Annotated in this window: 24 protein-coding genes; 7 read left to right on the forward strand and 17 right to left on the reverse strand. The window is 69.1% G+C overall.

Features of this window, described 5'->3' with window-relative positions:
- Position 1: 1 nt before the first annotated feature.
- The 16 genes from ABFD52_00835 to ABFD52_00910 all read right to left on the reverse strand — a co-directional run bounded on the left by ABFD52_00835 (position 2) and on the right by ABFD52_00910 (position 16,394).
- Positions 2 to 568 (reverse strand): pilus assembly PilX N-terminal domain-containing protein, encoded by a 567-nt coding sequence (locus ABFD52_00835; GenBank protein ID MEN6559305.1) that lies wholly within the window; start codon positions 566 to 568, stop codon positions 2 to 4.
- A gap of 10 nt (positions 569 to 578) precedes the next feature.
- The gene (locus ABFD52_00840; GenBank protein ID MEN6559306.1) at positions 579 to 1,685 is read right to left on the reverse strand and encodes a hypothetical protein; all 1,107 of its coding nucleotides are present in this window, start codon (positions 1,683 to 1,685) and stop codon (positions 579 to 581) included.
- A gap of 13 nt (positions 1,686 to 1,698) precedes the next feature.
- Positions 1,699 to 2,127: a prepilin-type N-terminal cleavage/methylation domain-containing protein gene (locus ABFD52_00845; GenBank protein MEN6559307.1), complete on the reverse strand. Its 429-nt coding sequence runs from the start codon at positions 2,125 to 2,127 to the stop codon at positions 1,699 to 1,701.
- A gap of 1 nt (position 2,128) precedes the next feature.
- The gene (locus ABFD52_00850; protein MEN6559308.1) at positions 2,129 to 2,674 is read right to left on the reverse strand and encodes a prepilin-type N-terminal cleavage/methylation domain-containing protein; all 546 of its coding nucleotides are present in this window, start codon (positions 2,672 to 2,674) and stop codon (positions 2,129 to 2,131) included.
- A gap of 213 nt (positions 2,675 to 2,887) precedes the next feature.
- Positions 2,888 to 5,236, reverse strand: a complete 2,349-nt coding sequence (locus tag ABFD52_00855) for an aminotransferase class I/II-fold pyridoxal phosphate-dependent enzyme (GenBank protein MEN6559309.1) — start codon at positions 5,234 to 5,236, stop codon at positions 2,888 to 2,890.
- Between the two features lie 31 nt (positions 5,237 to 5,267).
- Complete coding sequence (locus tag ABFD52_00860) at positions 5,268 to 6,677, reverse strand: SPFH domain-containing protein (GenBank protein ID MEN6559310.1); 1,410 nt, start codon at positions 6,675 to 6,677, stop codon at positions 5,268 to 5,270.
- A gap of 206 nt (positions 6,678 to 6,883) precedes the next feature.
- Positions 6,884 to 7,684, reverse strand: a complete 801-nt coding sequence (gene rph, locus ABFD52_00865; protein MEN6559311.1) for a ribonuclease PH — start codon at positions 7,682 to 7,684, stop codon at positions 6,884 to 6,886.
- A 53-nt stretch (positions 7,685 to 7,737) separates the two neighbouring features.
- Complete coding sequence (locus ABFD52_00870) at positions 7,738 to 8,400, reverse strand: hypothetical protein (GenBank protein ID MEN6559312.1); 663 nt, start codon at positions 8,398 to 8,400, stop codon at positions 7,738 to 7,740.
- 14 nt (positions 8,401 to 8,414) lie between these two features.
- On the reverse strand, positions 8,415 to 10,778 hold the full coding sequence (locus ABFD52_00875) for a DNA internalization-related competence protein ComEC/Rec2 (protein ID MEN6559313.1): 2,364 nt from the start codon (positions 10,776 to 10,778) through the stop codon (positions 8,415 to 8,417).
- 92 nt (positions 10,779 to 10,870) lie between these two features.
- The gene (locus tag ABFD52_00880) at positions 10,871 to 12,208 is read right to left on the reverse strand and encodes an amidohydrolase (protein ID MEN6559314.1); all 1,338 of its coding nucleotides are present in this window, start codon (positions 12,206 to 12,208) and stop codon (positions 10,871 to 10,873) included.
- 87 nt (positions 12,209 to 12,295) lie between these two features.
- Positions 12,296 to 12,598 (reverse strand): YtxH domain-containing protein, encoded by a 303-nt coding sequence (locus ABFD52_00885; GenBank protein ID MEN6559315.1) that lies wholly within the window; start codon positions 12,596 to 12,598, stop codon positions 12,296 to 12,298.
- Positions 12,591 to 12,959 (reverse strand): hypothetical protein, encoded by a 369-nt coding sequence (locus ABFD52_00890; GenBank protein ID MEN6559316.1) that lies wholly within the window; start codon positions 12,957 to 12,959, stop codon positions 12,591 to 12,593. Before ABFD52_00890 ends, ABFD52_00885 begins: the two co-directional genes overlap by 8 nt.
- 44 nt (positions 12,960 to 13,003) lie before the next feature.
- The gene (locus tag ABFD52_00895; protein MEN6559317.1) at positions 13,004 to 13,582 is read right to left on the reverse strand and encodes a hypothetical protein; all 579 of its coding nucleotides are present in this window, start codon (positions 13,580 to 13,582) and stop codon (positions 13,004 to 13,006) included.
- Positions 13,583 to 13,678: 96 nt separating this feature from the next.
- Positions 13,679 to 14,668, reverse strand: a complete 990-nt coding sequence (locus tag ABFD52_00900) for an iron ABC transporter permease (GenBank protein MEN6559318.1) — start codon at positions 14,666 to 14,668, stop codon at positions 13,679 to 13,681.
- On the reverse strand, positions 14,665 to 15,591 hold the full coding sequence (locus tag ABFD52_00905; protein ID MEN6559319.1) for an ABC transporter substrate-binding protein: 927 nt from the start codon (positions 15,589 to 15,591) through the stop codon (positions 14,665 to 14,667). Before ABFD52_00905 ends, ABFD52_00900 begins: the two co-directional genes overlap by 4 nt.
- On the reverse strand, positions 15,588 to 16,394 hold the full coding sequence (locus ABFD52_00910) for an ABC transporter ATP-binding protein (GenBank protein ID MEN6559320.1): 807 nt from the start codon (positions 16,392 to 16,394) through the stop codon (positions 15,588 to 15,590). The genes ABFD52_00905 and ABFD52_00910 overlap by 4 nt, the downstream gene beginning before the upstream one ends.
- Positions 16,395 to 16,504: 110 nt before the next feature.
- Between ABFD52_00910 and leuS the strand changes: the two genes are divergently transcribed.
- Genes leuS through holA form a run of 3 tightly spaced genes read left to right on the forward strand, consistent with a single transcriptional unit; the run spans position 16,505 to position 20,692 of the window.
- Positions 16,505 to 18,973: a leucine--tRNA ligase gene (gene leuS, locus ABFD52_00915; GenBank protein MEN6559321.1), complete on the forward strand. Its 2,469-nt coding sequence runs from the start codon at positions 16,505 to 16,507 to the stop codon at positions 18,971 to 18,973.
- 26 nt (positions 18,974 to 18,999) lie between these two features.
- Entirely contained in the window at positions 19,000 to 19,545 is a 546-nt protein-coding gene (locus ABFD52_00920) for an LptE family protein (protein MEN6559322.1), read from the forward strand.
- 1 nt (position 19,546) lies between these two features.
- A complete protein-coding gene (gene holA, locus ABFD52_00925) occupies positions 19,547 to 20,692 on the forward strand; it encodes a DNA polymerase III subunit delta (GenBank protein ID MEN6559323.1) in 1,146 nt (381 codons plus the stop codon).
- Here holA and rpsT read toward each other — a convergent pair.
- Complete coding sequence (gene rpsT / locus ABFD52_00930) at positions 20,676 to 20,954, reverse strand: 30S ribosomal protein S20 (protein MEN6559324.1); 279 nt, start codon at positions 20,952 to 20,954, stop codon at positions 20,676 to 20,678. The two genes, holA and rpsT, sit on opposite strands and share 17 nt — an antisense overlap.
- A gap of 111 nt (positions 20,955 to 21,065) precedes the next feature.
- Between rpsT and dtd the strand changes: the two genes are divergently transcribed.
- The 4 genes from dtd to ABFD52_00950 all read left to right on the forward strand — a co-directional run bounded on the left by dtd (position 21,066) and on the right by ABFD52_00950 (position 25,168).
- Positions 21,066 to 21,530 carry a D-aminoacyl-tRNA deacylase gene (dtd, locus tag ABFD52_00935; protein ID MEN6559325.1) on the forward strand — a complete coding sequence of 155 codons (465 nt, stop codon included), beginning with the start codon at positions 21,066 to 21,068 and terminating at the stop codon, positions 21,528 to 21,530.
- Positions 21,531 to 21,705: 175 nt separating this feature from the next.
- A complete protein-coding gene (locus tag ABFD52_00940; protein MEN6559326.1) occupies positions 21,706 to 23,682 on the forward strand; it encodes a radical SAM protein in 1,977 nt (658 codons plus the stop codon).
- Positions 23,679 to 24,854: a radical SAM protein gene (locus tag ABFD52_00945; protein MEN6559327.1), complete on the forward strand. Its 1,176-nt coding sequence runs from the start codon at positions 23,679 to 23,681 to the stop codon at positions 24,852 to 24,854. Before ABFD52_00940 ends, ABFD52_00945 begins: the two co-directional genes overlap by 4 nt.
- Positions 24,851 to 25,168: a PqqD family protein gene (locus ABFD52_00950; GenBank protein ID MEN6559328.1), complete on the forward strand. Its 318-nt coding sequence runs from the start codon at positions 24,851 to 24,853 to the stop codon at positions 25,166 to 25,168. The genes ABFD52_00945 and ABFD52_00950 overlap by 4 nt, the downstream gene beginning before the upstream one ends.
- Positions 25,169 to 25,170: the final 2 nt, after the last annotated feature.

Below are 25,170 nucleotides of genomic sequence, written 5' to 3' on the forward strand. Positions count from 1 at the left end.
GTCAGGATCCTACCTCGATGACGATTTCGAGCCGCTTGTAGGTGTTCCGCGGCCCTCGCCCGATGCACAGCAGGATGCAGTCGTGGTCGTCCGCCGTGACCGTCCCCGGCGCCTCGTCGTTGATGAGGAACACGGTGTAGGAGCAGCGCGGATCGCCGGCCAGCGCCTCGGCGTTGAAGATCACCGTGCCGGCGTAGTCCGACGCGTGGGCCTGGCAGTCGGCGTAGATCTGGGCGTCGGTCAGCTTGCGGAAATACAACTGGTTCGCCAGGGTCGGATCGTCCAGGACGTTGGGATGGCCGTCGTAATCGTTGTGGTAATGGCCGCTGAACGACGTGTAGGTCGTGCTGACGAAGGCGTCGTTGAGCACGACCCAGGCCGCGTTGAAGCCGGCCTCGGCCGCGTTGAAGGCCATGTCCTGGAGGCGCAGGCTGTCGGAGACCTTGGGGCTCGTGCCCGTGACCGTGATCAGGAGCATGCCCACGGCCAGCATGAAGGCCACGATCATGATGACGACGATGAGGCCGGAGCCCCGCTCCCGGGACGTGCGCTGCCGAAGCGTGTTCATGGGGCGCTCCTCATCTCTCGCCGATGTTGTAGAGGTTGAGGCTCATGTTCCGGACGTTGGACGTCGAGTCCATGAGGAACCGCCGGCGGCGGTCGTCGGCGCCCGCGGCCGGGCTGTTGGAGATGAGCGGCCGGCGATAGATCTGGACGCCGCCCGGCGGGGTCTTCCCGACCGAGGCGAAGGCCTGGGGGGTCCGGCCGAGGACCCAGACCCGGATCTGCTGGATGCGGGCGATCTGGTCGAGGCTCCAGCCGTCGTCCCAGGGCGACCAGCCGTCGAGGTCGTTGTCCATGTTCATGTCGCCGTCGTACTCGACCTGGAAGTTCTCGATGTTCCGGGCGATGGCGAAGTGGATGCCGTTGTGGGTGCAGTAGAGGACGCCCGGCTCGCCGACATAGCCGTTGGCCGCTGTCATGGCGGTTCCGCCGGCCGTGCCGGTCGTGTCCAGCCAGTATTCCTTGACGTTGATGAAGCTGATCATGCCGCCGTTGTAGTTGCTGGAGTCCGAGCAGGTCCCGGACAGGCCGCCCGGCGGGTCGACCCCCGGGGCCAGGCCGGGCGAGAAGTTGAGCTTCTCGTTGCTGCCGCCGGCGTTATGGGTGACGTGGGTGACGACCCGGACCTCGGCCGCCCGGCAGCCCGAATCCGGGTTCGGCAGGATGATGACGAACCTGTTGGCATAGAAGTCGTCGGGGTAGGCATATTGCTCGAAGCTGTAATCCTCGAGGCCGACGTTGGCCGACGAGCCGTGGTAGCTTTGGATGGGCAGGTTGAGCGGGTCGTCGATGTTGCCCATGAGGCGGATGCGGTCGGGCTGAACGTCGCCGCCGCCCGACTGGGCTTCGTTGTCCCAGCCCTGGACGAAGTAGGACGAGAACTGCTCGGGCAGGCCGGCCCCGGCCATGCGCAGGTCTCGGGTCAGGAAGAACATCCCGGAGCGCACGTCGTTCTGTATCTCGGTGACCATCTGCTGCTCGACCGAGACCTTGTTGCTCCTGGCGTAGATGAACAGGGCCCCGAGGACGGCCACCAGCATGACGCTGGCGCCGACCAGGAGCTCGATCATGGTGAAGCCGCCGGAGCGCCGGAGGGCAAGCGCGCGCAGACGTTGTTTCACGGTCTTGGCTCCCTTACCTGGTGATGATCGTCGAGATGAGCGCCCGGGCCCGGTGCAGCTCGGGCTGGTCGATCAGGTCCTGGGGGTCGGCCACGCCGACGTTCTCGGCGGAATAGACGCGGACCTGGATGTCGTAGGAAACGGCCGAGGCCGCCGAGATCGAGGTCACGCGCCGGTAGTCGTTCGTCCCATCCGAGTTCATGTCGATGACCTCGTCGGTGAGGCTGCCGCAGGCGCTGATCTCGGCCGCCGTCAGGCCCCGGAGCCAGTCGATCTCCTGCTGGGCCAGGAAGGTCGCATTGGCGACCCGGTCGGCCTTGAGGTTGTTGGCCACGGCGACCAGGAACAGCTCGGCCAGGCCGAGGACGGCCACGGCGACGAGGAACAGGCCGACCAGGACCTCGATCAGGCTGAAACCGCGGGCAGGCTTCGGGGTTTTCATCTCAGGCGCTCTTTCTCTTGGCATATTCGATCGATCCGCCCATGAACAGGCTCAGGACCCGCTGGTCGTCCTGGCCCTGGTTCAGGAGCTTCGGACTCTGCAGGGCGATCGAGCTCTGGCCGACGGCGTACTGGGGGAACATGCCGAGGGGGGAGAAGACGGCCACGGGGTCCCCCGTCGTCGTGTCGACCGGCAGGCTGATGATGACGTTGAACCTCGTGGAGATGGTCTTGATCGGTCCCCGCTGGTCCAGGGACCAGGCCGCGCCGTCCTCCTGGAGGCCCTCCATCTGGTAGGCCCAGGCGGTCCCCCCGTCCGGATGGTAGAAGCGGACGCGATGGGCGACCCGGGTGCTTACGGCCTGGAGCTTCGTCTGCTGCAGGAACGTCTGGATCTCCCGGGTGGCGTTCTCGAGGTTGCGCACGGCCATCGTGTTCATGATGCTGGGGTAGGAGACGACCAGGAAGATGCCCATGATGCCGAGGACGACCAGGACCTCGATCATGGTGAAGCCCCGGCGGGCAGGGCGGCGCACGCGCTTGTTCATGAGATATCCCTCTGTCACGGCCTTACCGACCTCATTTTATATAGCAAATGCGTCACCCGTTCAAGGCGGCCCCGGGGGACTTTACCCCGTTATGCAGTATGGAGAGGCCGGCCTCCGCGGACAATCATCGCCCCGGATGAACGCCCGGGTGATATTTCGGGGAGGGGCCTCACCCCGGACGATTAGCCGCGCGGGCGTCCCCCGGGACGCGGGTCAGAGCCCGGACAGGGCGATGTCCTTGAGCTTGTCCGCCCCGGCCGCGCCGCTGTTGAAGAGGATGCACCTCACCGACTCGAGCAGCCGGCCGAAAAAGGCCTTCTGGGCCTCGAGCTTCTCGGGCGACGCACCCAGGAGATGGGGATTGTAAAAGGGCTGGGCCTTGCCCCCGGCGAGCGATTTCCTGGCTCCGGCCGCTTCGCCGGCTTCGAGGGCCCGCAGGGCCTCGTCCTTGGCCAGCTCGACCACGGCCGGGGAGGTCGCGTCGTTCCGGAGCAGCACGAGCCAGCGCAGGTCCGTCCTCCGGACGGCCGCGGCCGGCCCGAGCCAGGCCGGATCGAGCAGGGCCTGGGCTTCCTTGGCGGCCTTGTAGCAGTACGGCGAGCCCCGGTCCAGCCGGCAGTCGTCGGCCCGCTGGCAATCGAGGTCCTGGCAGTCCTCCCGGCGGACGACGATGTTCTCGCACTTGCTCCGGTCGAAGAGGCCGGCCAGCCGGCCGTCGAGCTCGACCGCCGTCGTGGGCACGGCCAGCTTGCGTTCGACGCAGTCGGCCCGGGCCCGGCCGGCCGCGATCTCGACGAAGACGAGGTCGTTGGCCTGGAGCTTGAAGCGGCGGTCGGCCAGGAGCTCGAAGAACAGCTCCGTCTTCTTCGTGCCCGGGGGGCCGACGAGGACGAGGCCCCGGCCGTCCAGGTCGACCGACATGCCCCGCACCGCGCCGGCGGCGCCGCCGCCCGAACGCATCGAGATGTCCGTGGCCAGGCCGAGGGCCAGGCTGCGGAGGGAGCCGTAGAGATCGGTGTTGACCAGGACGCCGGTCTGCGTCGCCTCGTGATAGAAGCCGCGCGGCTCGCGGCCCGCGATCCCGTCGACGGCATAGACGACGCCGTGCGGCCGGACGTCGGCCTCGCCGGGAGCCGGCGGGAAGCCCTCGACCCAGAAGTCGTTGAGATGGGGGACGTTGGTCCGCAGCTGGATGACCGCCCCGCCGATGCGGGCGTTCCACTCGTAGCGGCCCTCGTAGCCGAGGTGGGTCTCCATCTCGGCCACCAGGGCGTCGCGCATCCTGGCGTCCGCGACGGTCTCGACCGGCACGGCCTTCTTGACCCGGGTGACCGTGTTGCTCAGGGCGACGCGCTTGACCTTCCTGGCCGTCTTGAGCTTGGCCAGGGCCTCGACCATCCGGTCCATGCTCTTCTCGAGGTTGGCCATCGAGGTGGAGTAGGACAGCCGGATGTGGTCATCGGCCCCGAAGGCGTCGCCGGGGACGATGGCCACGCGGGCCTCCTTGAGGAGGTAGTAGGCCAGTCCGTAGGAATTGCGGATCTTGGCCCCGTTGGCGGTTTCCTTGTCGTAGAACGACTTGACGTTGGGGAAGAGGTAGAAGGCGCCCTGGGGCTTGAAGCAGGACAGGCCGGGGACCGCGGCCAGCCGCATCAGGCAGTAATTGCGGCGCCTCTGGAACTCGGCGACCATCTTGGCGACCTCGTACTGGGGGCCTTCGTAGGCCTCGAGGGCGGCCTTCTGGGCGATGGAGCAGGCGTTTGAGGTCGTGTGGCTCTGGATCTTGGACATGCCGTCGATGACCTCGGCCGGCCCGGCGGCGAAGCCGATGCGCCAGCCGGTCATCGAGTACGACTTCGAGACGCCGTTGATCAGGACGGTCTTCTTCCTGATGTCCTCGCCGAGCGCGGCGAAGCTGGTGAACTTGAAGTTGTCGTAGATGAGGCTGGCATAGATCTCGTCGGCGATGACGTAGAGGTCCTCGCCCTTGATCGCCTCGGCCAGGGCCAGGAGCTGGTCCCTGGTGTAGGCCCCGCCGGTCGGGTTCGACGGGTTGTTGAGGATGACGGCCTTGGTGGCCGGCGAGATCGAGGCCTTGAGCGCCTCGGGCGTCAGCCGGAAGCCGTCCTCCTCGCGCGTCGGGACGATCACCGGCTTGCCCTTGGCCAGGGCGATGCACTCGGGGTAGGTGACCCAGTAGGGGGCCGGGACGATGACCTCCTCGCCCTCGTCGACCAGGGCCTGGACGAGGTGGAAGAGGGAGGCCTTGGCCCCGGCCGAGACGATGATCTGCTTCGGCCCGTACTCGACGCCGTAATCTTCCTTGAGCCGCTTGGCGATCGCGCTGCGCAGGGGCAGGATGCCGTCGCTCACGGTGTACTTCGTGAAGTTGTCGCGGATGGCCTTGATCCCCGCCTCCTTGATGTTCTCGGGGGTCGGGAAATCCGGCTCGCCGACGCTGAGGTCGACGACGTCGATGCCCTCGGCCTTCATGGCCTTGGCCTTGGCCGAGATCTTCAGGGTGGGGGAGGCGCCGATGCGCTGGACTTTTTCAGAGATCATGGTTCACCTGCCTCGACGCCCGGCCGGGCGCTCATTTCTTCGCGTCTTTGGCCTCGGGTGAGAGCTTGGCCTTGAGGAACTCCCGGATGTCGGCGCCCGTCAGCGACTTGACCACCTCGGGCATCTGGGCCAGGATCTGGGCCACCTGGCCCGTGATCTTGGTCGTGCCGAGCTCCTTGTCGCCGCCGACGATGACGATCTTGTCGACCTTCGACAGCGGCTCGGAGACGGCCCTGGCCAGTTCGGGCAGGGCCTTGATATAGGTGTCCATGACCGCGGCCTGGGTGTACTTCTCCCAGGCCTGGGCCTTCTTCATCATGGCCTCGGCCTCGGCCGCGCCCTTGGCCCGGATCTCGTCAGCCTGGGCCAGGCCCTCGAGCTTGACGGCCTCGGACTTGCCCTTGGCCTCGGCGGCGATGCGGAACTCCTCGGCCTCGGCCTCGGCCTTGATCTGGTACTTGCGGGCGTCGGCCGGCTTGATGACCGTGGCCTCGAGCTCCTTCTCCTTGCGGGCGATCTCGAGCTCCTCGATCTTGATGGCCTCTTCCTTCTCGACCTGCTTGACCCGGGCCTCTTCCTTCTTCAGCTCCTGCCCGATGCGGTTGCGCTCGAGCTCGTAGGAGAAGTCGGCCTGGGCCTTCTTGGCGTTGACGAGGACCTGCGACTCGGCCTTCTTGGCCTCGTTCTCCCACTGGGCCTTGGCGATCAGCGCTTCCGACTGGAGGCGGGCGACCTCGGCTTCCTTGCGGGCCTGGGACGACTTGATGATCGATTCTTTCTCGGTCTCGGCCTGGGCTATGACCGCGTCGCGCTTGGCGGCCGCGATCTGGGGCTTGCTCAGGGCGTCGAGGTAGCCCTGCGTGTCGCTGATGTCCTTGAGGGCGAAGGAGAGCATGATCAGTCCCATGGCCCGGAAGTCATCCCTGGCGGCCGCGGTGACGCGCTTCGAGAATTCCTGCCGGCCGCGATAGATCTCCTCGACGGACATGCCGCCGATGACCTCGCGGATCTTGCCTTCGAGGACGTTGACGGCCACGTCCCGGATGCCGTCGCGGCCGATGCCGAGGAACTGCTCGGCGGCCCGGTGGATGGCCTCGTCGGAGGAGTCGATCTTGATCTGGGCCGCGGCCTCGGCCATGATCGGCACGCCGCCGCTGGTCAGGACCTCCGGGGTCCGGATGCTCACGGGGATGATGTCCATGGGGAGGACGTAGACCTTTTCCATCCCGGGCCAGACGAAAACGCCGCCGCCGAGGCGGTAGCGGTAGCCGACCTTCTGCTTCGTCCCGTCGGCCAGGGCGATCGAACGCTTGCGCCCTCCGGCGATGATGAGGGCCTCGTTGGGGCCGACCTTCCGGTAGCGCAGGGCCAGGACGAGGATGATCAGGGCGACGAAGGCGACGACGGCGCCGATGAGGATGAGCCAGGATGTCAGGTTCATGACGACCTCCTTGAGACGCCTCGCCCGGCCTGGGGGCGGGTTTCGAAAAAAAGACCTGTCCGGCCGGTTTCCGGGCCTCTCGTTATTTGGGTTGCAGAGGACTGATTCTATTGATTCAGAGGGAAGGTTGTCAAGCCGTCCGATCTGAGGCGGGCAAGCCTGCTTTTTGCTCATTTTGCGCAAAAGGCAGGTTTGACCCTTTCTTGCTACTTGCTGTCCTTATAGCCGTAGGCCATGAAGAGGAAGCTCTTCTCCTTGAGGGCCCGCTTCTGGGCCTGGATGATCCGGCCGATCCCCTTGTCGGCCATCTTCAGCAGCCCCGTCAGGTCCTGCCGGGAAAAGGGGCCCTTCTCGGCCCCGGCCTGGACCTCGACGAGCTCGCCGCGGTCGGTCTCTATGACGTTCATGTCCAGGTCGGCCTGGCAGTCCTCCGAATAGTCCAGATCGAGGAGGGGACGGCCGCGGACGATGCCCACGCTGACGCCGGCCACCAGGTGGCGCAGGGGCATCTGGCCGAGCAGGCCCTGGTCCATCATCTTCTTGAGAGCCAGGCCCAGGGCGACGCAGCCGGCCGTCACCGAGGCCGAGCGCGTCCCGCCGTCGGCCTGGATGACGTCGCAGTCGACGATGATCTGCCGTTCGCCCAGGGCGTTGAGGTCGGTCACGGCCCGGAGGGCCCGGCCGACCAGCCGCTGGATCTCCTGGGTCCGGCCCGAGATCCGGCCGGCGACTCGCTCGCGCGGCGTCCGCTCCGTCGTCGCCCGGGGGAGCATGGCGTACTCGGCGGTCACCCAGCCGCGGCCGGTGCCCCGCAGGAACGGCGGCACGCGATCCTCGATCGTGGCCGCGGCCAGGACCCGGGTCCGGCCGCACTCGACCAGGGCGGACCCGTCGGCGAAGTCGATGTAGTCCAGGCTGATGCGGAGCGGGCGGAGCTCGGTCGGGCGGCGCCTGTCGGCCCGGGGCGCGTCGGCCCCGGCCGGAGCCGGCTTGGGTTTGGCGGTCATGATCGTCCTCGGCGTGTGGTGTTCGTGCTGGAGCGGCGCTCGCGCCGCCGGGATCAGCGGAACCAGATCGACGGCGTGCTTTCTTTCTTCGTCTGGGCGACGAAATCCTGGAAGTCCTTGGCCGCCTTCTGGGCGTCCACCTGGGCCTTGAGCAGCTTGTCGTAGGTGTCGCTGATCTGGGCTTGCAGGAGCTCGCGCGACTTGAGATTGTCGAGCGAGTAGAACTCCTGGTAGAGCGCGTTCATCTTGAGCGTCAGGAGCTCGACCAGTTGCTGTGCGTCCTCGGCCGCCTTCTGCAGCTCGGCCGTCCGGGCCTGGGCGCTCTTGACGGCCTCGTCCCGGGCCTGGTCCGGCGTCGTTTCGGCCGGCTTCCCGGCCGCGGGGTTGGCTTCCGCGGGCTTGGCCTCGCCGGTGCCGGCCGCCGCGGCCTCCGCGCCCTGGACGGCGGCGGGCGCGGCCGCGCCTTCGGGGGCCTTGGCCTCGCCACTCTCGGCGGCGATCTCCTCGCCGGTCAGCTTCGGTGTCGTCGATTCGACAGCCGGCCGCTTCTTGACCTTGGCCACGTCGGCCGTCGTGATCACCGCGGCCGGCTTGCCCTTGATGGCCGCCCGGCGCTCTTTTTCCTTTTTGGCCAGGTCGGTCAGGCTCTGGGCCTGGAGGAACGACGCCAAAAGGAGGGGCAGGAAAAGCGCCGCCAGCCAACTTGTCTTGCGCATGGGACCTCCCTCCTTCAGTCCACGCCGATTATCATGGATTTAGTCGTACGTGTCAAACGATGGGGCGGGCCGGCCCCGGCCCGCCGGGCCGCGGCGGTCCGGACGACCAGGCGGCGGCCGTCGGCCAGGACTTCGACCGCCCCGTCGAGATCGGTCCGAAGGACGACGGCCCCGGCCCGGTCGCAGCGGGCCAGGAAGGCCGGGCTGGGGAACCCGTAGGCGTTGCCCTCGCCGGCGGAGACGAGCACCAGGCGCGGCCCGACGGCTGCCAGAAGCTCGGCCGAGGTCGAAGCCGCGCTGCCGTGGTGGCCGGCCTTGAGCACGTCGCTCCGGAGGTCGATCCCTGATCCGAGCAGGGCTCGCTCGGTTTCAGGGCCGGCGTCCCCCATGAGCAGGAAGGAGGTCCCGGCGGCCGTCAGCCGGATCACCAGCGAGTCCTCGTTGGCCGGCTGGCCGGGCGCGGCGCCGTCGCCGGGAAGCGGGGGATTCAGGACCTCGATCGCGACGGGGCCGATGTCGAAGCGCGAGCCGCGGCCGCAGCGGCGCCGGACGGCCCCTGCCGGCAGGGCCCGGAGGAGCTCCGCGTAGGCCCCCTCGGGCGGCGCGGGCCGCCCCTCCCAGAACTCGCCGACGCGGAAGTCCCGGGCCAGGGCCGGAAGCCCGCCGAGGTGGTCGGGATGGGGGTGGGTCAGGACCAGGCGGTCGATCCGGGTGATGCCCTTGCGCCACAGGACGGGCGCGACGACCCTCTCACCGACGTCGAACGGCGTCGCCGGGAGGCCGCCGCCGTCGATGAGCATGGCTTGCCGCCCGGGGAACTCGACCAAAATGGACTCGCCCTGGCCGACGTCGATCAGGGTCAGGCGCAGGCCGGGCGGGGCGGCCCGGAGCGGGGGAAAGGCCACAAGCCCGGCGAAGGCGAGGACGGCGGCGAGCGCGGCCGGCCTCTGGAACCGGAAGCGGGGCGGGAGCAGGGCCAGGCCGAGGGCCAGGTAATAGCCGCAGAGGACGCCGGCCTTGGGCGTCGGCACGCGGACGGACAGGAACGGGAAGGCGTCGAGCGAATGGGAGATCAGGGCGAAGAGGGCGACGAGAAGCCGCAGGACCGCGGCGGGAAGCGACGCGGCGGCCGGCCAAACCGCGGCGAGCGGCAGGAAGGCGTAGCCGACGCCCATGATCACCCCGACCAGGGGGATGGCCGGGAAGTTCAGCAGGAGCGAGGATAGCGAGACCCGGTTGAAGCTGCGGGCGATGAGCGGCGCGGCGCCCAGGGAGGCGGCGAACGACATCGCGGCCAGCTCGGAGATCTTGAAGGGCAGGCGCGGCAGGCGGCGGAGGAGGGGCGGCATGAACAGGATGATCGTCAGGGTGGCGGCGTAGGTCAGCTGGAAGCCGATGTCGAAGAGGCTGGACGGGTTGGCGAGAAGCAGGACGAAGGCGCTGGCCGCGATCGTGTTGAGGACGTGGACGTCCTTCCACAGGAGCCGCCCGGCCAGGACGGCCAGGGTCATGAGCACGGCCCGAAGCACCGACGGGCTGCCCTCGACCAGGGCGGTATAGAAGACGAGGAAGACGGCCAGGGCCAGGCTCGAGGCCCGCCGGGACATGCGGACGAGACGGAAGAGCGAGAACAGGAGCAGGTTGATGATGGCGATGTGGCCGCCGGAGATGGCGAAGAGGTGGTACAGCCCGGTCGTCTGCAGGTTCTCGACGGTCGCCTCGTCCAGGCGGCCGTCCTCGCCCAGGAGCAGGGCCTCGAGCACGGCCCCCTGGGGCGAGATGTCCAGCCCGTCGGGAGCGGGGAAGCGGCGCTCGAGCTCCGACTGGATGCTCCGGCGGACGCGGGATATGGCGGCCCGGACCGAGCCGGCCGGGGCGGGCGCGGCCCGGACGACGAGAAGGGCGGACTTGGTCGAGCCGCGGCGGTGGACGCCCAGGGTCTGGAGGTAGCGCTCATAGGAGAAGGCGCCGAAATTGCGGAACGAGCCGCCGGAGCCGAGCCGGACCGAGGCCCGGACGAAGTCCCCGGCGAGATAGTCGAGGCGGCGGCGCTCGCCCCGGCGGAAGGGCACGCTCAGGCGGAGACGGCCCCGGACCGGACTCCCGGCGCCGTCCGGGGACACGGCGGCGACGTCTATGAAGAGGACGTCGCGGTCGGGCTCGCGGCCGGGAGAACGGCAGAGCCGCCCGGCCACGTCAACGTAGCCGTCTGCGGCGAGCGCGTGGAGGGGATTGGCCTGGTACCGGCGGTCGCGGACGGCGAAGAGCGCGGCCCCCAGGCCGGCCACGGCGGCCAGGATCAGGACGGCGGCGGCGCGATCGCGGCGGCGGGCGAAGAGGGTCCAGGCGGCGGCCAGGGCGGCCACGGCCGCGGCCAAGGCCGGCGGCGCGGCTAGGGCGGCCGCTTCGGCGGAGACGATGCCCAGGCAGAGCCCGGCCGCCAGGAAGACGAACGGATAGGGGCTGGTCCTCAGAAGGCGGGACGGGCCGCCGCCAGGGCGCTCTGAGCTTCCAGGGCGTCGAGGACCAGGTTGCTCATGATCCGGACGCCCAGCGGGATGGCGTTCTCGTCCGGGCTGAAGGCCGGGCTGTGAAGGGGCGTCGCCGGCTGGCCCGGGCCCCGGACCCCCAGGAAGAAGTAGAAGCCGGGGGCCTTCCGGGCCAGGAAGGCAAAGTCCTCGGCGATCATCTGCGGCTTCCACTCGACGACCCGATCCTTACCCAGGAGCCGGACCAGCGTCGGCGTCATGGACGCGGCCAGCTCAGGATTATTAAAGACGGACGGGTTGCCGGGTTTGTACTCATACTGGTAGCCGGCGCCGTAGATCTCCGTGATGTTCCTGACGATGTTCTCCAGGAGCGCCGGCAGCTTCTTCCGGTTCGCTTCGCTCATGGTCCGGATCGTGCCCTCGAGAACAACCCGGTCGGCGATGATGTTGCGGCGGCTGCCGCCGTTGATCGTGCCGACGGTCAGCACGGCGGGATCGGTCGGGTCTGAGGCCCGGCTGACGATCGTCTGGAGGGCGCCGACGATCTCGGCGGCGATGACGATGGCGTCCACGCCCTCGTGCGGCCGGGCGCCGTGGGCGCTCCGGCCCTTGACGGTTATGGAGAAGCTGTCGGCCGCGGCGGTCACGTTGCCCGGGGCGAAGAGGACGCGCCCGGTCGGCTCGGGCCAGACGTGGAATCCGAAAACGGCTGAAACCGGCGGGTTGTCGAGGGCCCCCTCCCGGATCATGAGCTCGGCGCCGCCATCCTCTCCCTCGGGAGCGCCCTCCTCGGCCGGCTGGAAGAGGAAGGTGACCGTGCCCTTGAGGTCGTCTTTGAGGGCCTTGAGCACCAGGGCCGTGCCGAGGACGACCGCGCTGTGGACGTCGTGGCCGCAGGCGTGCATGACGCCGGGGTTCAGGGACTTGTAGGGCAGGCCGGTCGCTTCCTGGACCGGCAGGGCGTCCATGTCGGCCCGGACGGCCACGGACGGCCCGGCCTGGCCCCCGCGGAGAACGGCCACGACCCCGTTCCTGGCCACGCCGGTGCGGACCTCGAAGCCAAGGGGCTGGAGCGTCGAGGCGATGAGCTTGGCCGTTTCGACCTCGCGGTTGCTCAGCTCGGGGTTCATATGGATGAAGCGCCGGATCTTGACGATCTCGGCTTTGTTCTTATCGATCTCCTGGTCGATGCGCCGGGCGGTCTTGGGGTCGACGGCCCGGGCGGCGGGCGGGACGGCGGCCAGGACGGACAGGACGGCCAGGACGGCGAAGGCGGCCAGCGGGGCGGGGGCGGCGGGGCGGCGGGTGTTTCGGATCATGGTCTTCGGTTCCTCATATAAATAACCCCGGCTCGAGGATCGGCCGGGGACCGGAAGTCGGACGGGCGGAAAGCGTCGCGGACGCGGTTACTTTTCTTCGGCTTTCTGCTGCATCTCGCCTTTTTTCTTTTCGATGAAATCGCGGATGGCGTCGACGCTTTCGCCGGTCTTCTCCTTGACCAGGCGGATGCTCTTCTCGGCCTCCTTGGCGATCTTCTCATAGCCTTCCATGGCCGCTTCGCCGGTCTTGGCGGCCTTGTCCTTGATCTTCTTGCGGGTTTCCTTGCCGCTCGCGGGGGCGACCAGGATGCCCAGGATGAATCCGGCCGTGGCGCCGACGGCGAACGTCAGGAGCGAATCCCAGAAATGGCTGTCTTTCGTCTCACCCATCCTTCTTCTCCTTTCTTTTCTTCAACTGCCGCAGGCCGAAGCTGACGAGCGGGAACAGGATCGGCCAGAACTTCGCCGACGGCCGGATGACCTTGGAGGTCAGGAACAGGGAGATCTCCGAAAGGCCGGAGATGGCTCTCTTCGATACGGCCAGGACCTCGCCGACATTGTCCAGGCTGGCGTTGATCTTGGCCTCGATCACCTTCATCTCGTCCATCGCCTCCTGGGCCTTGATCAGGGCCTTTTCGCCCTCCCGGGCGGTCCGGCGGAGCTGGCTCAGGAAAAGGACCAGGTAGGTCACGGCGACGACGGCCGCGACGGTCAGGATGATCCCCAGGACCTGGTTCAGGGTCAGAGTCATGGCATCTATACCCTAAGCCAATCGTCCCGGAATGTCAATTTCCCCTATTTCCAGAGCAGTTTACGCGGGGAGGGGAGTTCGTGGACCTGTTCCAGGCGGTCGAGGAGCTCGGGGAAGCGCGCCTCGTCGCGGGCCTCGACCGCCGCTTCCCATTCGGCCAGCAGGGGATCGGCGACGAACTCGTGCTCCCGATGGAGGATGCGGTCGATGCCCCGGAGGGCCTGCCACTGGATGATCATGACGATGGCCAGGGCGTAGAAGAAGATGTTCGGGCCTGGCAGGAGGGCGAGCAGCCCGGAGAACGGGACGAGGATGGCCTCGGCGATCAGGGCCGCGACATGACGGGTCCGCTGGCGCTGGAGGAAGAAGAACAGGCGCGTCCTGACGTGGCGGCCCTCCCCGTTCCCGGCGTGCAGGATCCGGAGCGGCCCTTCCGCCGGCCTGCCCGCGTGCTCAAAGGCCTGTTCCTGGAGCAGGGCCCGCGGGTTGAGCCCGACGACCTTCGTCTTGGCCTTCTCCCAGATCTCGCGGGCTCTGGAAAAGTTGGCGGGCACGGGGCCGAGCGGCCCGGCGGAGAAGAAGCGGCTGCGGCGCCGGTAGTCGCGGATGAAAAAATAATCCATGGGACCTCATTTTACCATACGGCCCTGCCGCCTCCCCTGTTCCGCCGGGACGGGGTCAAAGCCAAGAGGGGGTCATTCAGAGGGTCTGCCCCCCTCTTAGCGCTTCTTGTGGAGCAGGTAGAGGAAGAACGGGGCGCCGACGGCGGCGGTGATGACGCCGATGGGCAGCTCGGCGGCGAGAAGGTTGCGGGCCAGGAGGTCGCAGTAGAGGAGGAAGGTGCCGCCGGCCAGCGCCGACGCGGCGAAAAGGGGGCGGTGGCGCGGGCCGATGAGGATGCGGACCCAATGCGGGACGACCAGGCCGACGAAGCCGATGATGCCGCTCACGGACACCGCCAGGGAGGCCAGCAGGGCCGACATGGCCAGGAAAGCCTTGCGGATCCGCCGGACCGGGCTGCCGAGGGCCTGGGCCGTTTCGTCGCCCAGGGCCAGGAGGTCCATGTCCCGGGCCAGCCAGATCGCGGCGAATAAGCACAGGACGATCCAGGGCGCGATGGTCGCCGCCTGTCCCCACTCGGCCAGCTGGAAGCTGCCGAGAAGCCAGAAGACCGCCTGGTCGTAGGAGTCCGAGCGCATGAAGAGGAGGAACGAGGTCAGGGCCGAGGCCAGCGCGCCCGCGGCGATGCCGGTCAGGAGGAGGGTCTCGACCTTGAAGCCGCCCCGGCGCAGCGACAAGGCGTAGACGAGCGAGACGATGCCCAGCCCCGACAGGAAGGCCATCAGCCCGGGACCGCTGAAGCCGAAGATCGCCGTCTCGAAGCCGAGGAGCGTGGCCAGGACGGCCCCAAGCGACGCGCCGGACGAAACGCCGACTATGAACGGGTCGGCCATGGGATTGCGGAAATAGCCCTGGAGGATGGCCCCCGACAGGGCGAGGGCGGCCCCGACCAGGAAAGCCAGGACGGCCCGGGCCAGGCGCAGGTCGATGAAGATGGCGGTATGCGCGGGATCCGGCGCCCGGAGGAAACGTGCCAGGTCGGCGGGCGTCGTCCTGACCGGGCCGATCAGGAGCGACACGAGGAATCCGGCCAGGCACAAAAACAGGGACACCGCCCAGAAGAGCTTCCTTCTGGCCGCTGCGCTCACGGCCGCCCCCCGAAGCGGTCGGGGTGGAAGAGGGAGGCCATGCGGACGAGGACGTCGACGAGCCGGGGAGCGAAGCGGCTGGCCGCGTTCTCGTCGAGCTCGTAGATCCGCCCGGCCTTGACCGCCTTCACGCCGTCGAGCCCCGGCATGCGGGCCAGCCGCTCGCGGCCGGCCCGGAAGTCGGCCGCGGTCCGGGCCAGGATGAAGATGACGTCGGGATCGTCCCGGATGATCCGCTCGCGCTTGTAGAGGACCCATTTTTTCGGCAGGGACGAGGCGACGTTCGTTCCGCCGGCCCGGGCGATGAGGTCGTTGACATAGCTCTGGCCGCCGCACGTCCACAGTCCCTGGCCGTAGAGCAGGACAAAGGCCTTGGGGCGGGCCGCGATGCCGCGCAGGGCCGTGTCCACCTCGGCCAGGCGGAGGCTGAGGCCGGCGGCGATCGCGGCCGCCCGGTCCTCGGTCCGCGTCACCCGGCCGATCCGCTCGACCAGGGGCACGAGGCCGTCCAGGCCCTGGCCGATGTCGAGGACGAACACGGGCAGGCCGAGCTTGCGGACCCGGTCGACGAGCCGCAGCGGGTTGCCGCGAAAGGCCACGACCAGGTCGGGGTCGAGCGAACGGATGATCTCCACGTTCGGGTCGACCAGGCCGCCGATCTTGCGGACGGAAGCGGTCTCCGGCGGGTAATCGCAGAACCTGGTCACGCCCACGACCCTGGGGCCGAGGCCGAGGGCGAAGAGGATCTCGGTGATGTTCGGGGCCATGGACACGATCCGCCTCGGCGTCGCGGCGGGCAGGGGGAACGGCCGGCCGAGATCGTCCCTGATGTCCTGAGAAGCGAGGGCCGGCCCGGCGGACAGCAGGAGAAGCAGGGAGGCCAGCACCAAGGCGGGCGCGGTCCGGGCCGCCGGCCCGCTCATGGCCTTTCCCCGGCCCCGGCGAGCGAGATCTCCGGACGGCCGCTGCGGGCGTTCGCGCGGATATCGACGTCCGCGCCGAAGATCCAGCGGATGTTCCCGGCCGTCACGGTCTCCGCGGGCGTGCCCTCGGCGGCCACGGCCCCGCCCGCCAGGAAGACCAGGCGGCCGGCGAAGGCCGCGGCCAGGTTGATGTTGTGCTCGGCGACGACGACGGCCTTGGCCCGCGTCCGCTGCAGGTCCTCGAGGATGCGGTAGATCTCCGCCTGGTAGGCGATGTCCAGATGACTGCTCGGCTCGTCGAGCAGGAGCAGTGGAGAGTCCTGGGCCAGGGCCCGGGCGATGAACACCCGCTGGCTCTCGCCGCCGCTCAGCTGGGAGAGATTCATGCGGCGCAGCCGGGCGACGTCGGTCAGGCGCATGGCCTCGGTCGCCGCCTCCTCGTCCCCGGCCGAAACACGCTCCAGCCGGCCCTGGCGGGCGAAGCGGCCCATGAGGACGATCTCCTCGACGGTGTACTCGAAGACCGGCTCGGCCATCTGGGGGACATAGGCGATCCTGGCAGCCAGCCGCCGCGGGCCCAGGCGGAAGACATCCTCGCCGCCGCAGCGGACCTCGCCCCGGACGCGGCCGAGGAGGTTCTGGACGGCCTTGATCAGCGTGCTCTTGCCGGATCCGTTCCGCCCCAGGATGGCCACGAATTCCCCCGGCTCGACCGCGAGCGAGACGTCGTGGATGACGTCCCGGCCGTCATATCCGGCCGACAGATGCTCGATCTCGAGGAAGCTCATCTCCGTTCCGCCCATCAGTATAGCCATTCATCCCGGCGAATGCCACACGGCCGGCCCGGCCTTCCTTGACTTCGGGGGGGAATGAAACTAAGATGAAAACCCATTCTTTCGAGGATTTTAATACCATGATCGAGACCTACGACTTTGCCGCGATCGAGGCCAAATGGCGGAAGGCCTGGGAGAAAGAACGGGCTTTCGCCGCCGCCGCCGAGCCCGGCCGCCCGAAGTTCTACTGCCTGGAGATGTACCCGTATCCCTCCGGGCGCATCCACATGGGCCACGTCCGCAACTATTCCATCGGCGACGTCATCGCCCGCCAGAAGCGCATGGCCGGAGCCAACGTCCTGCACCCCATCGGCTGGGACGCCCTGGGCATGCCGGCCGAGAACGCGGCCATCAAGCACGGCACCCACCCGCAGACCTGGACGCTCGAGAACGTCGCCCACATGCGCACCCAGCTCAAGCGCATGGGCATCAGCTATGACTGGGACCGCGAGGTCAACACCTGTCTGCCCGAATACTACAAGTGGAACCAGTGGATCTTCCTGCGCATGCTCGAACGCGGCCTGGCCTTCCGCAAGGAGAGCTGGGTCAACTGGTGCTCCCAGTGCCGGACCGTCCTGGCCAACGAGCAGGTCGTCGGAGGCGGCTGCTGGCGCTGCGAAACGCCCGTGACGCAGAAGAAGATGGAACAGTGGTTCCTCAAGATCACGGCCTACGCCGACGAGCTCCTGTCCGGCCACGCCGCCCTGGGCAAGTGGCCCGAGCACGTCCTGCAGATGCAGAAGAACTGGATCGGCAAGAGCTCCGGCGCCCATGTCCGCTTCGGCCTGGACGGGACGTCCCGGGAGATCGAGGTCTTCACCACCCGCATCGACACGATCTACGGCGCGACCTTCCTCGTCCTCTCGGCCGAGCACCCCGCCGTCGCGGAGCTCATCCGCGGGCCGCGCGAGAAGGAGCTCGGCGCCTGGGTCGCCCGGACCGTGGCTGAGATGCGAAAGCGCCGGGACGTCGGCGAGACCGAGAAGGACGGCGTCGACACCGGCAGGAAGGCCGTCAACCCCTTCACCGGCGAGCGCATCCCGATCTGGATCGCCAACTATGTCCTGATGGACTACGGCACGGGCGCCATCATGGCCGTCCCGGCCCACGACGCCCGCGACTTCGAGTTCGCCAAGGCCTATGGCATCCCCATCCGGACGGTCATCGCCCCGCCGGAGAGGGCCGGCGACAGGTTCGACGCCGAGCCCGCGGAACCGTTCGAGGAGCCGGGCGTCCTGGTCAACTCCGGCCCGTTCTCGGGCCTGCCCAACGACAAGGCCATGGAGGAGATGGGGAAGCACGCCGAGGACAAGGGCTTCGGCCGGCGCAGCACCATCTTCCGCCTCCGCGACTGGGGCATCTCCCGCCAGCGCTACTGGGGGACTCCCATCCCGGTCATCTATTGCGACCGCTGCGGCATCGTCGGCGTGCCCGACAAGGACCTGCCCGTCGAGCTGCCCTTCGACGTCAAGCTGACCGGGGAGGAGGGCTCGCCCCTCGAGCGCCTCGACAGCTTCGTTCACACGACCTGCCCGAAGTGCGGCGGCCCGGCCCGCCGCGAGACGGACACGATGGACACTTTCGTCGATTCCTCGTGGTACTTCTTCCGCTACTGCTCGCCCCGCGAGACCTCGCTGCCGTTCCGGCCCGAGGACGCCGAGTGCTGGCTCCCCGTCGACCTCTACATCGGCGGCGTCGAGCACGCCATCCTGCACCTGATCTATTCGCGGTTCTTCACCAAGGTCCTGCGCGACTTCGGCCTGACCGGCATCTCCGAGCCCTTCCCGCACTACCTGGCCCAGGGCATGGTGACCATGGGCGGCTCGGCCATGTCCAAGTCCAAGGGCAACATCGTCGACCCCGACGAGATCCTGGTCCGCTACGGCGCCGACGCCCTGCGCGTGTTCATCCTCTTCGCCTCGCCGCCTGACAAGGAGTTCGCCTGGGCCGAGGAGGGGCTCGAGGGCTGCTACCGCTTCCTCGTCCGGGTCTGGACCATCGTCCTCGAGAACCTGGACCTTTTCGCCGGCCCCGCCGCCGCCGTCGATCCGTCCTCGGCCCTGGTCCGCAAGACCCATCAGACCATCCGCAAGGTGACCGAGGACATCGGCGTCCGCTTCCACCTCAACACGGCCGTCAGCTCGATCATGGAGCTTTACAACCTGACCCACAAGGAACGGGAGGCGATGCTGGAGACGCCCGCCGGACGGGCCGGCCTGCGGCTGGCCATCGAGTCGATGATCCAGCTGCTCTCGCCGTTCGCCCCGCACCTGGCCGAGGAGCTCTGGGAACGGACCGGGCACGCCGGCCTGGTCATGCTCTCGCCCTGGCCGGCCTGCGACCCGGTCCTGGCCCGCGACGAGATGGCCACGGTCGTCGTCCAGGTCAACGGCAAGGTCCGGGACCGGTTCGAAGCCGCGCCCGACACGCCGGAGGCCGAGCTGGAGGCCGCGGCCCTGGCCCGGCCCAAGGTCCAGGCGGCCCTCGGCGGCCAGGCGCCGCGCAAGGTCATCGCGGTCAGGAACAAGTTGGTCAACATCGTCAGCTGACGGCCCCCTGCCGGAGCGCGCCGACAATGAACGGACCGAACGATCGCCTGCGGGCCCGGGCCGCCGCGGCCGTCCTGGCCGCGGCCGCGCTGGCCGCCGCGGCGGCGGGCTGCGGCTATCGTCTCCGCGGCACCGGCTCGGCCCTGCCGTCCCGGATCAGGACTATGAGCGTGCCCATGTTCAAGAACCAGACGACCCGTTACGAGCTCGACGTCAAGCTGACCCGGGCCGTCATCAACGAGCTCGTCGCCCGGGGCAAGGTCCGGATCGGCGACGACCCGGCCGCGGCCGACGCCGTGCTCGAGGGCGAGATCACCGGCTTCGTGGCCAGCCCCATCGGCTTCAGCGGCGCGAACCAGGCCGACAAGTACAACGTCACCGTGACGGCCCGGGTCACCCTGAGGGACCGGACCTCCGCCGAACCACTGTTCTCGAACCCGGCCTTCATCTATCAGCAGGAGTACGACGTTCCGCCCGGCTCGAGCTTCGAGTCGGTCCAGACCGAGGCCCTCGACAAGATCGCCGGGAAGTTCGCCCGCAGTCTCGTCGTCAGCATCCTCGAGGGGTTCTAGCATGTCCGCCCCGGCCTCCGGCGGGCTGCGCCTGGAGACGCTCCTGGCCGGCTATCTCTTCTTCGGGGAGGAGGACTACATCGCCGAGGAATTCCTGGCCGGCCTCGAAGGCCTGCTGGCGGAGGCGGCCGGCGGCGAGTTCCGCCTGACCCGCATGAGCCTCGACGATACGAAGTGGCGGGACGTGATCGACACGGCCCGGACCGCGCCGTTCCTGTTCGAACCCTGGCGGGCGCTGCTCGTCCGCGTGCCGGAGGGCAAGCCGTCCGAACGGGCGGGGGGCGGAAGGGCGAAGGACGAAGGCGACGAGGGCCGGGGCTCCAAGTACCTGTCGGCGCTCGACCAGAAGATCCTCAAGGAGTATTTCGCCGGCCCGCCGGAGCGGACCATCATCGTTGTCGTCCGGGCCGGCGGCATCCGCCGGGACGACGCTTTCGTCCGCTTCTTCCAGTCCCTGCCGAAGTCGGCGATGTCGGTCGTGGAGATGAAGCGCCTGACCGAATACCGGCTGATGCAGCGGGCCGACGAGAAGGCCCGCGCCCTGGGCAAGACGCTGTCAGCCGGGGCCAGGAAGCGGCTGTTCGAGCTGCTGGGCCAGGACCTGCGGCTGATGATGAACGAGATCGAGAAGCTGGCCGTGTTCGTCGGCGAGAAGAAGGGTATCGACGAGGGCGATGTCGACCTGGCCACGGCCGGGCAGCGGAGTTTCCAGGCCTACGAACTCGACGACGCCCTGGCCGCGGCCGATTTCGCCAAGGCGGCGTCCATACTCGGCGACCTCTTCGCCGAAAGCGAGCGGACCGGGATCATCATCGGCCGCCTGGCCGGCTTCCTCCGCAGCGTGCTGGCCGCCCAGACCTGGCTCAGGGAGAAGAGCCGGACCAAGGACGAGGTTTTCCAGACCTTTTTCCCGAATATCTCGCGGAACTTCGCCGACCTCTACAGGCGCAAATACGATGATTTCTTCGGCACGGTCGAGAGCCTGGCCCCGGACGTGCTCAACGCCCTGCTGCGGAAGCTCCGCCAGCTGGACAGGACGCTCAAGACGACGGGTTCGAAGGATGCGGGCGAGAAGGTCCTCTTCGAGGCCTTCCTGAAGGAGTTCTGCCTGGCGCGGAAGGAGCGGACGCTTATTTCGCCGGAGTAGGGCCGAGGAGCGCGACCTGGCGGCTCAGCCGGGATTTGTAGCGGCCGCCGGTGTTCTTCTTGATGGCCCCCTTCTTGACCGCCTGGTCGATGGCCTTGAAGAGCGCGGGCAGCATCTTGACCGCGCCTTCCTGGTCCTTGTCCCCGATGGCTTCCCGGACCTTGCGCATCTCGGTGCGCAGGGCGGACTTGTTCTGGGTATTGACGGATTTCCGGCGCAAACTGCGGCGGTGCTGCCGTATCGCTGATTTGTGACGGGCCATATTTTTCTCCTCTTAAAAGGGGCCTATGATAGAATATCGAGGCCTTAAAGTCAAACGGCCGCCGGGTTTGGGGGAAGCCGCTCCCCGCAGCCGGCGGGCGCGGAGAAGCCCGTGAAGATCGTGCTCCAGCGGGTCCGGGAGGCCCGCGTCGACGTCGAAGGCCGGACCGCCGGCCGCATCGGCCGAGGCCTCTGCCTCCTGGTCGGGGTCGAGAAGGGAGACGGCGAGGCGGACGCCGAATACCTGGCCCGGAAGTGCGTCGAACTGCGCGTCTTCCCCGACGCCCAGGGCAAGATGAACCTGTCGCTGGCCGAGGCCGGCGGCGACGTCCTGGCCGTCTCCCAGTTCACCCTGGCGGGCTCGGTGCGGAAGGGCCGCCGGCCGAGCTTCGACGGCGCGGAGGAGCCGGCCCGGGCGGCCGCCCTCTTCGATCATTTCGTCGGGGCCGTCGAGGCCGTCGGCGTGACCGTGGAAACCGGCGTCTTCCAGGCGATGATGGAGGTCCATATCGTCAACGACGGGCCGGTGACGTTCATCCTCGAGTCGAGGCCGGGCGGCGGCCGGGAGGAGGGGTGAGAGGGCCGGAACCGTCTCACCCCCCGGGGGGAGGCCCGGGGCCCGAAAATCACCCCCCTTTTCCCCGGCCGCGGCCATGCCCCGGGACGCCCCGGGCTTTACCCTGTGACCGGGTCCGGGCCGGAGTCTGCCGGACGCACTGGGATGATCCCGGCCGCGCCCAGATGGAGAATGCATGAGCCGCTATGTGAGCCGGCGCGAGGTCCGGGACTATCCGCGGCTTCCCCTCAAGGGGAGCCTCGACCTGACCTATCGCTGCGGCAACGATTGCCGCCATTGCTGGCTGAGGCTCGCCCCGGACGCCGCCGAAAAGAGGGCCGAGCTTTCCTTCGACGAGATCCGCCGGATCGCCGGGGAAGCCCGGAAGATGGGCTGCCGGGAATGGACGATCTCCGGCGGCGAGCCCATGCTCCGCCCCGACTTCCCCGAGATCTTCGCCGAACTCGCCGCCCAGGCTTCCTGGTACACGCTGAACACGAACGGGACCCTGATCACGCCGGCCATCGCCCGGCTGCTGAGGCGCCCCGGCGTCAAGCTCGTGGCGCTCTACGGCGCGACCGCCGCCGTCCATGACGCGGTCACGCGCGCGCCGGGATCCTTCGCCGCCCTGGAGCGGGGCATCGCCTGTCTCCGCGAGGCGGGCGCGGCTTTCACGGTCCAGGTCGTTCCGATGCGGACGAACATCGCCGAATTCGAGGCCATGGTCCGCCTGGCCGAGTCTTGGAGCCCGAGCTGGAGGGTCGGGGCGGCCTGGCTTTACCTCTCCGCGGCGGGCGACGCGAGCCGGAACCGCGACATCATGGCCGAGCGCCTGGACCCGGCCCGGATCGTCGAGATCGACGAGGACTGGGCCGGCGGCGCCGGGCCGGACGGCGACGGCCGGGAGGGCTGCGCCGCGGCGGCCGCGGCCGGGGGCCGCGGGCTCTATGCCGACTGCCTGGCCGGCCGCCGCGATTTCCACGTCGATCCCTACGGCGGTCTGAGCTTCTGCTCGTTCGTCAAGGACCCCGGACTGCGGCTCGACCTGAGGGCGACGAGCTTCGCCGAGGCCTGGGAAGAGCGCCTGCCCCGACTGGCCGGCGCCGTCGTCCCGTCGAAGGCCTACGCCGACGGCTGCGGCGCCTGCGACCTGCGGGCCGGCTGCCGCTGGTGCCCGGTCTTCGCCTACCTCGAGCATCGCGACCATTCGGCCAGGATCGGCTATCTCTGCGACATCGCCCGGGAGTCCCGGCGGGCCAGGACGGCCTGGCTCGGGACGCACCGCCGCCGCTTCCGCGTCGCGGGCCTGACGATCGACGTCGAGGCCGACCGGCCCATCACCGGAGACACCTTCGAACCGAAATTCGACCTCTTCCGCGTCGAGCCGGACGGGGCGCCGGATATCGTCCTGCGCCACCATTTCGCCCTGCCTGACCTCGGGGCCTTCGACCTGGGCCGGGAAGTCTACCGCCATCCCCCCTGGGCCGTTTACCGCAAGGGCCGTTCGTGGATCTACCTCATGATCTCGCCGGACCCCGGCGACGCGACGGTCCACCGGGTCATGGTCTTCGACGACGGCCACACCAGGGGGCGGATCTACAGCCCCTCGGACGCCTTCTTCCGCGCCGGCCGGCTCGATTCGCTGGCCCTGCTGCCCTCGGACCAGCTTATCCTGGCCCGGGCCCTGCCGGCCTTCGGCGGCCTCTTCGTCCACGCCTCGGCGGTCGACATGGGCGGCCGCGGTCTCGTTTTCGCCGGGGCCTCCGGGGCGGGCAAGTCGACCATCGTCAAGCTCATCGGCGGCCGGGGCCGGGTCCTCTGCGACGACCGGGTCATCGTCCGCAGAAGCCCCGGCGGCTTCCGCGTCCACGGCACCTGGAACCACGGCGAGATCCCGGTCGTGTCCGCCGGCTCGGCGCCCGTCCGGGCCGTTTTCTTCCTGCGACAGGCGGCGGCGAACCGGCTGGACCGCGTCGACGACCCCAAGGCCGTCCTGCGGGACTTCCTGCCCCGGCTGGTCCGGCCGCTCCTCTCGGCCGACTGGTGGGAGCGGGCCCTGGGCCTGGCCGGCGAGATCGTCCGCGAGGCGCCCTTCTACGACCTGTCCTTCGACAAGAGCGGGGCCATCGCCGGCGTTCTCGAAGAATTCCTCCGGAAAGAGGGCCGGCCGTGACGGCGAAGAGCTACGTTCGCAAGGTCCGGTCCGGCGAGGACCGGCTTTGGCGGGCCTCCGCCCCGGCCCTGGCCCGCCTGGACGTCGAGCTGACCGAGCGCTGCAACTTCGCCTGCCGCCATTGTTCGGTCGGCCTGCCGGCCGGCGACCGCGCCGCCCGGGCCCGGGAGTGGCCGGCGGCGCGATGGAAGGCCCTGCTGAGCGAAGCCGCGGACCTGGGCTGCCTGGTCGTCCGGCTGACCGGCGGCGAGCCGGCGCTCCGCGACGACTTCGAGGACATCTACGTCCACGCCCGGCGGCTCGGCCTGCGGGTCATGCTCTTCACCAACGCCGCGCTCGTCACGCCCGGCCTGGCCCGGCTCCTGGCCGACGTGCCGCCGCTCGAGGCGGTCGAGGTCTCGGTCTACGGCCTGACGCCGGAAAGCTCGGAAGCGGCTACGGGCACGCCCGGCTCGTTCGCCGCGACGAGGCGCGGCCTGAGCCTGCTCGGCGAACGGGGCGTGTCCTTCGTGGTCAAGGGCGCGGTCCTGCCGCCGACACGAGGCGAGATGGACGGGCTCGAAGCCTGGGCTGCCGGCCTCCCCGGCCTGGCCGGGCCGGTCTCCTGGGTCACGCTCCTCGACCTCCACTCGCGCCGGGACGCGGCCCGCAGCGCCGTTATCGCCGGGCTGAGGATGGAGGCCGGCGAGTTCGTCCGCCTGGCCCGCCGCGGCGGCGAGGCCGCGGTCGACGAATGGCGCGAGTTCTGCGGCCGCGACGGCCGGCCCCGCGGCGACCGCCTGTTCAGCTGCTTGCCCGCGGCGGCCTCGGCCGCGGTCGACGCGTACGGCCGGCTCCAGTATTGCCTCGGCCTGCGCCATCCCGACACCGTCTACGACCTGGCCGCGGGCTCGCTCCGCGAGGCCGTGACGGATTTCCTGCCGCGGCTCCGGGAGCGGCGCGCGGCCGGCCCGGCCTATCTCGAGCGCTGCGGCCGCTGCTTTCTCAAGGGCCTCTGCCAGCAATGCCCGGCCAAGTCGTGGGCCGAGCACGGCACGCTGGACACGCCGGTCGAATATTTCTGCGATGTCGCCCACGCCCAGGCCGTCGCGGCCGGCCTTCTCGAGCGGGGGAAGAAGGCCTGGACCGTCAGCGACGGCGCCGCGCGGGCCGCGAGGAGGAACGGAGCATGACGGAGAAGATCGATCTGAACAAGGCCTACCTGCCGTCCGAGGAGGTCGTCGTCCGCGAGATCGAGGGGGAGATCGTCATCGTTCCCCTGACCTCCGGCATCGGCGACCTCGAGGACGAGCTGCTGACCCTCAACGAGACCGGGCGCGACATCTGGTCTCGGCTCGATGGGGCGCGTCCCCTGGCCGAGATCGTCCGGGACCTCGAAGCCGGCTACGACGCCGCGGACGGGCTCGTCCGGGAGGACGTCGTCGGGTTCCTCCAGGAGCTCTGCGACCGGCGGATGATCGTGGCCAAGGACCGGGACAAGGACTGAGA

The organism is Acidobacteriota bacterium (genome assembly GCA_039683095.1).
In the GTDB taxonomy this organism is placed as follows: Bacteria; Acidobacteriota; Aminicenantia; order Aminicenantales; family Saccharicenantaceae; genus RBG-16-66-30.